Source organism: Nocardia sp. NPDC002869 (genome assembly GCF_046764065.1).
GTDB lineage: Bacteria > Actinomycetota > Actinomycetes > Mycobacteriales > Mycobacteriaceae > Nocardia > Nocardia rhamnosiphila.
In genome coordinates, this window is record NZ_JBKOOL010000219.1 from 1 (window position 1) to 8,113 (window position 8,113).

An 8,113-nucleotide genomic window follows, 5' to 3' on the forward strand; every position below is an offset into this window, starting at 1 on the left:
CCGCATACTTAAACACTCTTGCCCTCCCCGCCGCTTTTCCGTTCTGCCGCGACGGGGGCCGCCGATATCCGGGTTTGGGGGGGGGGGGCGAGCCTCGTCGTTTCGGTCGTGCGGGGGCGGGACGCGCCGGACGGCAGCGGCGGGCCGGGCGATCTCGGTGCCCGGATACGCAACCGGTTGGCCGAATCGCTGCCCGATCCGATGGTCCCGGCCCGCATCGTGGTGCTCGAGGAATTGCCGTGGACGGTGAACGGCAAGGTCGACCGTACCGCTCTGCCCGATCCGGCCGAACCGGCCGGTGGGCGCGCGCCGGCCACCGCGGCCGAGCACGCGGTGGCCGAGGTGGTGGCCGAACTGCTCGGCGGCGCGACCGTCGATATCGACGACGACTTCTTCGGCGCCGGGGGTGACAGCATCACCGCGATCGGGGTCTGCACCCGGCTCCGGGAACGCGGACTGGTCCTGGCCCCGCAGGACATGCTGACCCGCCGCAGTCTGGCCGATCTGGCCGCGGCGGCCGAAAATATCGATCCCGCAGTGGTTTCCGGGACGCAGCGGCGGCCGCCGGCCGCGGCCGCCGTCTCGATAGCGCTCCCGCCGGACGACGCCGCCGAATTGACCGCCGCCTACGGGCCGATCGCCGATGTGCTGCCGCTCTCCCCGTTGCAGGAGGGGCTGCTCTTCCACGCCCTGCGCGACGGCGCGGCCGATGTCTACACGCTCACCGCCCGTTTCGAACTGGCCGGACCGCTGGACCCGGACCGGCTGGGCGCGGCATTCGCGACGGTGCTGGGCCGGCATCCGAACCTGGCCGCGGCCTTCCGATACGAGCAGTTCGACCGCCCCGTGCAGGTGATCCCGCGGACACCGCGGGTGGCATGGCAGGTCGAGGACCTGCGCGACCGGTCACCGGACGCGGCCGCGGCGGCCGCGCTGGAGCTCGAGGAGCTGGCCGGGGCGCGGACCTTCGATATCGCCGGACCACCGCTGCTGCGGGCACTGCTCATCCGGCTGTCCGATACCGCGCACCGACTGGTGCTGACCGCCCATCATCTGCTGGCCGACGGCTGGTCGGTGCCGATCGTGCTGCGCGAGATGCTCGCGCTCTACCACGGCGAGCGGTTGCCCGAACCCGGCTATTACGGCACCTATCTGGCCTGGCTCGCCGCCCGCGACAGCGCCGCGGCCGTCCGCCGCTGGGCCGGATACCTGGATGGGCTGTCCGGGCCGAGCCTGGTCGGCGCGCCCGGGCCGCGGTCGGCCGCGGTGGGACTGGATGTACCGCTGGCCGTCGAGACCGCGGCCGCGCTCGAATCGTTCGGCCGGGCCAACGGACTGACCATGAACACCCTGCTGCAGGGTGCGTGGGGGTTGGTACTGGCCGAGCAACTCGGTCGCGACGATGTGGTCTTCGGCGCGGTGGTGTCGGGCCGGCCGAGCGAGCTGCCGGGTGTGGCGGGCATGGTCGGGTTGTTCAGCAACACCGTCCCGGTCCGGCTGACCCTGGATCCCGCGCGGCCCGCGGCCGTGCAGTTCGCCGAACTCCAGCAGACCACACTCGACCTGCAGAACCAGGGCTACCTGGGCCTGGCCACAGTCGAACGGGCGGCCGGAATCGGCCGGCTGTTCGACACCCTCGTGGTGTACGAGAACTTCCCGAAAACCGGTGTGCAGGGTAATGACTCGCACGAAGTCGGGGTGGCCGGTGTGACAGTGCACAGCCTCACCCACTACCCGGTGACGGTGACGGCCCTGCCCGGCGACCGGTTCCGCCTGATGCTGCACCACGACCCCGGCGCGGTGGACGCCGCGTCCGCCACCCGGATGGCGGCCCGGCTCGGTGCGGTACTCACCGCCCTGGTCGACGCGCCCGGCGCCACCGCCGGCGCCGTGCTGGCGACCACCCGCCACCCGGACACCCGCGGCGGCACCATGGCCGATTGGGGTCCGCACACCGCGCTCGATCCCGCGGCGCCCGCGATCACGGTCGACGGCGCGACGATCACCTACCGCGAATTCGAGGCGCGCGCCAACCGGCTCGCCCGCTGGCTGGTCGCCCGGGACATCGGTCCCGAGACCGTGGTGACGGTGGCCATGCGGCGCGGCGCCGATCAGGTGATCGCGGCGCACGCCATCTGCCGGGCCGGCGGAGTGTACCTGCCGGTGGATCCGGGGCAGCCCGCCGAACGCGTGGACACCATCCTCGCGGCCGCCGCCCCGCCGCTGGTGCTGACCACGGCCGCCGACGCCTTCGAAACCGGCCGGGCGCCCGTGGTTTCCGTCGATACGCTCGACACCGCGGATTTCGCGGCCACCGCGCTCACCGACGCCGACCGGCTCGCGCCGTTGCGGCCGGACAATGCGGCCTACCTGCTGTTCACCTCCGGCTCCACCGGGGTGCCCAAGGGTGTGACGGTCCCGCACGCGGCCATCGTGAACACCTTCGCCTGGTTGCAGGAACAGCACGGGTTCGGGATCGGTGACACCGTGCTGTACCGGACCCCGGCGACCTTCGACGCCTCACTGCTGGAGATCTTCCTGCCGCTGCTGGTGGGCGCCCGGATCGTGGTGGCCCGCCCCAACGGTCACCGCGACCCCTACTATCAGGCACGGTTGATGGCCGAGGAACGGGTCACCGCGATCCAGATGACCTCGTCCATGCTCACCACCACGGCCGAGGAAAGCGATCTGTCCGGATGCGGCGCGCTGCGCTGCGTGTTCACCGGCGGCGAACCGCTGCCGCCCGCGACGGCACAGCGGTTCCGGACCGCGACCGGGGCCCGGGTGAACAACCTGTACGGCCCCACCGAGGCCGCGGTCTGCATCACCTATCACGCGACCGACGACACCGACACCGTGACCGTCCCGATCGGCCGTCCGCCCGGCGGCGCGGGTGTGCGGGTGCTCGACGAGAGGTTGCGTCCGGTGCCGTCCGGACAGATCGGGGAGCTGTATCTGACCGGGGTCCAGCTCGCCCGCGGGTACCTGCACCGCCCGGAACAGACCGCCCGTACCTTCGTCGCCGACCCCGCCGGGACCGGTGAACGGATGTACCGCACCGGCGATCTGGTCCGCTGGGGCGCCGACGGCGAACTCGAGTACGTGGGCCGCACCGACAGCCAGATCAAACTGCGCGGTCAGCGGATCGAACTCGGCGATATCGAGTCGGCGATCCTGCGCCGCCCCGAGATCGCCCAGGCGGCGGTGATCCCGCGCGAGGACAACCCCGGCGATCAGCGCCTGGTGGCCTATCTGCGAACCCGGACCGGCGCCGGCCTGGATCTCGACGCGGTGCGAGCCACAGTGCGCGATGCCCTGCCGGAGTACATGGTTCCGGCGGCCTTCGTGGAACTCGACGAGATTCCGATGACCAGCAGCGACAAACTGGACCGTAAGGCGCTACCGGTCCCCGACTATCCCGTGGAAGCGCCCGTCGTCGCCGTCACCGCGGTCGCGGATCCGACACTGTCCGCTGCCGCCGGGCCGGTGCTCGAGGCCATGGCCGCGGTGCTCGCAGTGGCGGCCATCGGCCCGGATGACGATTTCTTCGCCGCGGGCGGTCATTCGCTCACCGCGGTCCGGCTGGTCGGCCGATTGCGCCGGGCGGGTCACGAGGTGGTGGTCGACGATATCTTCGAGGCGCCCACCGCCCGGGCGCTGGCGGCCCGGATCGACGGTGCCACCCCGGTGGCAGCACCGCAGGCCGTCCCGGCTCGGGAAGCGGATCTCGCCGCGCCCTCCGAGGAGATCGCCATGCTGGGCCGGCGCCTCGACCATGTGCTCGAACTGCGTCCCCGCGGCTCGGCCCAACCACTGTTCTGTGTGCATCCGGTGGGCGGCACCGCCTGGCAGTTCGCTCCGCTGGCCCGCCGGCTACGCGCCGACCGGCCGCTGATCGGATTACAGCTGCCCGCGCTACGAGGCGCGGAATCGGGCGCCACGACCATCGACGAACTCGCCGCGCGTTATCTGGCGACTCTCCGCGAAATCCAGCCCGAGGGGCCCTACCACCTGCTCGGGTACTCACTCGGCGGCAATATCGTGCACGCGATCGCGGCGGCGCTCGCCGAACGCGGCGCGGAGATCGCGTTCGTGGGTCTGGTCGATTCGCATCCACTGGCGAATCTGGCGGAACAGGCCACCGAGGCACTCGCGGATCCGGAGTGCCTGGCGGCCCTGCTGCCCGAACTACCCGAGGATGCACCGGATCTCGCGGCGCTCATCCGGGGCGCGGCGGGTGAGCTGCTGCGTATGGTCACCGTCTCGGGGACGCCGAGCTACGCCGGGCCGATGGCGCTGTACGCGGCCGATCCCGGTGGCGAAGACGACGCCGCGCGGGTCGCCGCCCAGCTGTCGGGCTGGCGCGCCGCCGGTGCGCGGATCACCTCGCGCCGATTGCCCTACACCCATTTCGGAATCGTCTCCGAGGACGGCTGGTCGGAGGTCGCCGCACTGCTCGACACCGAACCGGCCCTGCGGACCTGACCGTGCGCCCCGGCACCGAGCACACCGCGCGTCCGCGACGCCGATCCCGGTGCGTCCCCGACGTCGAGACCTCGCCGCGGCACCATCCGGTACCCCGGCGATTCGAGGAAGAAAGTAGAACACCTATGTCGCTGTTATCCCACAGCCGCTTCGCGGCCTGGTTACGCCTCGTGGTCGGTCTGTTCGTCGCGGTGGTCGCGGTCGCGGGCTGTAGCTCCGATGCCGAACCCGCCGCCGCCTCCGGGACCCGCCCGGTCCAGACCGAGAAGGGCGCCATCGAGGTGCCCGCGGATCCGCAGCGGGTGGTGGTGCTCAACGGCGCGCTGGCCGGCTACCTCTACGATCTCGACGTTCCGGTGGCCGCGGCGGACCCGCGGGTGCTCGGGGTCGGCGGCCGCAATGCCGATTTCCCGAAGACCTGGGCCGACGCCGCGAAGGAGCAGGGCACCCAGCTGGTGCCGGTGGGACAGGCCGTGAACGTGGAGTTCGTCGCCTCCCTCCAGCCCGACCTGATCATCGGTGGCGGCCAGGGCTTCCCGGCCAAACAGTCGGTGGACGCCTACGACCGGCTCAGCGCCATCGCGCCGACGGTACTGCTGCCCGGCAATGTCACCGGCTGGCAGGATCAGCTGAAGCGGATCGCCGATGTGGTGAACCGCGCCGACAAGGTCGCCGACCTGATCTCGGCCTACGACGACAAGGTGAAGCAGGTTTCCGCGGCGATCAAGATCCCCGAGCAGCAGGTGGGCTACTTCCAGTCGGCCGCCGACGGGCAGCCGAAGATGATCCTGCCGAACGCCGCGCTGCCGACGCTGCTCGCCGAGCTGGGTTTCCGGGCCGACGACCAGGTCCTCGCCAAAGCCGGTAGCCCCGAGCTGAACCCCTCGGCCGACTGGTTCGGTTTCAGCCCCGAACTGCTGACCAAGGTCGTGGACGCGCCCGTGGTGTTCGTCGTTCCGCTCAGCGGCGCCAAGAGCGCGGCCGATCTCGCGAAGGATCCGCTGTACGCCCAGCTGCCCGCGTTCAAGGACAAGAAGGTCTACGAACTGCCGGCCACCAGCTACCGGCCGGACTACCGCGGCGTCATGGACACCCTCGACCTGATCCAGGAGAAGTTCAAGTGAAAGCCCCCGCCGGCCTCCTCATCGATATCTCTCCGTTGCGGGAGAGCCGGCGGTTCCGCGCTGCCTTCGGTGCGCGACTGGTCTCTGTTCTCGGTATCGGCCTGCTGATGGTGGCCCTGCCGGTGCAGGTCTACGAGCTCACCGGGTCGAGTCTGCACGTCGCCGGGGTGTCCACGGCCATGGCGGTCGCGCTGTTCGCGGGCAGTCTCGGCGGTGGCGTGATCGCCGACCGGTACGACCGGCGCACCGTGATCTCGCTGTCCCGGTCGGCGGCCGGTCTGGCGTTCCTCGCGCTGGGCATCAACGCGCTGCTGCCCGATCCGTTCCTCGCGGTGATCTACGCCGCGGCGGTGACCGACGGCCTGGCCGGCGGGATCAGTGGTTCGGCCATGATGGCGCTGGTGCCCATGCTGGTGGCGCGGGAGAAGGTCCCGGCCGCCGGCGCGCTGACCACGCTGACCTCCGATCTGGGCACCATGATCACGCCGGCGATCGCCGGCGTGCTGATCGCCCGGATCGGGGTGTCCTTCGCGTTCTTCGCCGCCGCGGCGGCGACCGTGGGCACGGTATCGCTCATCCGGGCCATCGGGTCCGCTCCGCCACCGGCCCGCGAGATCCGCAATCCGCTGGTGGAATTGGGTCACGGTATCGCGTTCGCCTTGCGGCACAACGTTATTCGCGCGGTCCTGGTGAGCGGCCTGCTCGCCATGCTGGTCAGCGGACCCCTGGTACTGCTCCCGGCATTCGCCGACCGGGCCTTGGACGCGGGCCCCGCCACGCTGGGCCTGCTCTACGCCGCGCCCGGGGCGGGTGCCGTCCTGGGATCGCTGACCAGTGGCTGGCTCGGCCGCACGCGGCGCAACGGGCCGGTGCTGCTGGGCTCGCTGGCGCTCATGCCGCTCGGCGTGGTCATGGCCGGTATCTGGCCGCAGGCCGCGTGGAGTTTCCTCGGGCTGGCCGCGTTCGGCGTCGCCCGGGCGGTCAACGGCATCCTGCGCTACGCGGTCCTGCAGCAGAACGCACCGGAGGATATGCGCGGGCGGATGTCGGGGTTGCTCATGGTGCAGTCGGTGGCCGGTACCGCGGTCGGGTCCATGGCGGCCGGGGCGATCGGCAATCTGGTGGAACCCGGTACCGCGCTGGTCGTCTACGGGGCGGCGGTGCTGGTGCTGTTCGTATTCGCGCTGGTGCTGGTGTGGCCGCTGTACGGGCTCACCGCGCCCGCGGGCGGGCCGCCGCAACCACCGCCGCCGGCGCAGGTCCCGGTCGGCGGCACCATCGTCGAAGAGAAGGCCGCCGGGACCGTGGTCGAGGAGAAGAAGGACGGAGTGTGATGGTGGATCGCGGAGCCTACCGTGAGCGGATCGCCGAGGTGCTCGCCGGCACGCACGGCGCGAAGGTCGGTTATCCGATCGGGTTGCGGGAACTGGAGGTGATCCGCACCGCCCCGGTGGGTTCGGGGCTGATCCGGATCACTTTCGGCGGTCCCGAACTCGACGGATTCCACAGCTACGTGCCCGACGAGCATGTGCGACTGGTGTTCCCGGATATCGACGGCACGCTGCGGCTGCCCATCCCCGACGGCCTGTCGCTGGATTGGCCCGCGCCGCGGCCGATCTCCCGGGAGTACACGGTGCGCCGCTACGACGCGGCGGCCGGCGAACTCGATATCGATTTCGCCCTGCATCCCGGCGGTCTCGCCTCGGAGTGGGCGCTGGCCGTGCGGCCGGGCGCCCGTATCCACATCGCGGGCCCGCCCGGTGGCGTGGTGGTGCCCACCAGTTACGACAACTACCTGTTCGCCGGCGATATCACCGCGCTGCCGGCGATCGCCCGCTGGCTGGAATGGCTGCCGCGCGAGCAGACCGGCTGGGTGTTCGTCGAGGTGATCGACGAGAGCCAGGAGATCGAACTGGCGGCCCCGGCGGGGGTGGAGGTCCGGTGGCTGCACCGCGGCGACGCGCGTGCGGGGACCGGTGACCTGCTGGAGAAGGCGATCCGCACGGTCACCGTGCCGGAGGGGCAGAACGTCTACGCCTGGGTCGCCGGGGAAGCCGGGCAGTTGCGGCCGATCCGCAAATGGGTGCGCGGCGAACTCGGTGTGCCGGCGAAGGACTGCCTGATCGCGGGCTATTGGAAGCACGGAGTCGCGGATTTCGACCGCGAAGAATGAGAGGACAGAGATGACGAACGAGCCGACCGCGGTGGCCGACCGCGACCACTTCATCCGTGATGTGGCCGATCTGCTGGGCGTGGCGCCGGAGGAACTGTCCACCGATACCAATCTGCTCGACGCCGGACTGGATTCGGTGCGCATCATGCAGCTGGTGGAGAAGTGGCGGTCGGAGGGACACGAGACCGTCGACCCGTTGATGCTGGCCGGTGACCCCGTTCTGGAGTCCTGGCTGGAGGTGCTGTGCCCGTGACCGGGACAACAGCAACTCCGCGCTGCGTGCCCCCGGCGACGCCCGCCACACCCACAACCTGGTCCCCGACTACGCCGT

At 71.1% G+C, this 8,113-nt stretch carries 5 protein-coding genes; all 5 read left to right on the forward strand.

Annotated features, from left to right (window positions below; translation table 11 throughout):
- The first annotated feature begins 108 nt into the window (after positions 1-108).
- Positions 109-4,485, forward strand: coding sequence for an amino acid adenylation domain-containing protein (locus ACLML9_RS26400; RefSeq protein ID WP_411948050.1), 4,377 nt, complete (start codon positions 109-111; stop codon positions 4,483-4,485).
- 125 nt (positions 4,486-4,610) lie between these two features.
- Positions 4,611-5,609, forward strand: a complete 999-nt coding sequence (locus ACLML9_RS26405; RefSeq protein ID WP_411948051.1) for an ABC transporter substrate-binding protein — start codon at positions 4,611-4,613, stop codon at positions 5,607-5,609.
- Complete coding sequence (gene entS / locus ACLML9_RS26410; RefSeq protein WP_411948052.1) at positions 5,606-6,943, forward strand: enterobactin transporter EntS; 1,338 nt, start codon at positions 5,606-5,608, stop codon at positions 6,941-6,943. Before ACLML9_RS26405 ends, entS begins: the two co-directional genes overlap by 4 nt.
- Positions 6,943-7,782 (forward strand): siderophore-interacting protein, encoded by an 840-nt coding sequence (locus ACLML9_RS26415; protein ID WP_411948053.1) that lies wholly within the window; start codon positions 6,943-6,945, stop codon positions 7,780-7,782. The genes entS and ACLML9_RS26415 overlap by 1 nt, the downstream gene beginning before the upstream one ends.
- Positions 7,783-7,792: 10 nt before the next feature.
- Entirely contained in the window at positions 7,793-8,035 is a 243-nt protein-coding gene (locus tag ACLML9_RS26420; protein WP_030524085.1) for a phosphopantetheine-binding protein, read from the forward strand.
- The last annotated feature ends 78 nt before the right edge of the window (positions 8,036-8,113 follow it).

What these genes read in the sequence shown, in the direction of transcription:
- ACLML9_RS26415 (WP_411948053.1), top strand. Translation starts at nt 6,943, where the DNA reads ATGGTGGATCGCGGAGCCTACCGTGAGCGGATCGCCGAGGTGCTCGCC.
- ACLML9_RS26405 (WP_411948051.1), top strand. Translation starts at nt 4,611, where the DNA reads ATGTCGCTGTTATCCCACAGCCGCTTCGCGGCCTGGTTACGCCTCGTG.
- ACLML9_RS26420 (WP_030524085.1), top strand. Translation starts at nt 7,793, where the DNA reads ATGACGAACGAGCCGACCGCGGTGGCCGACCGCGACCACTTCATCCGT.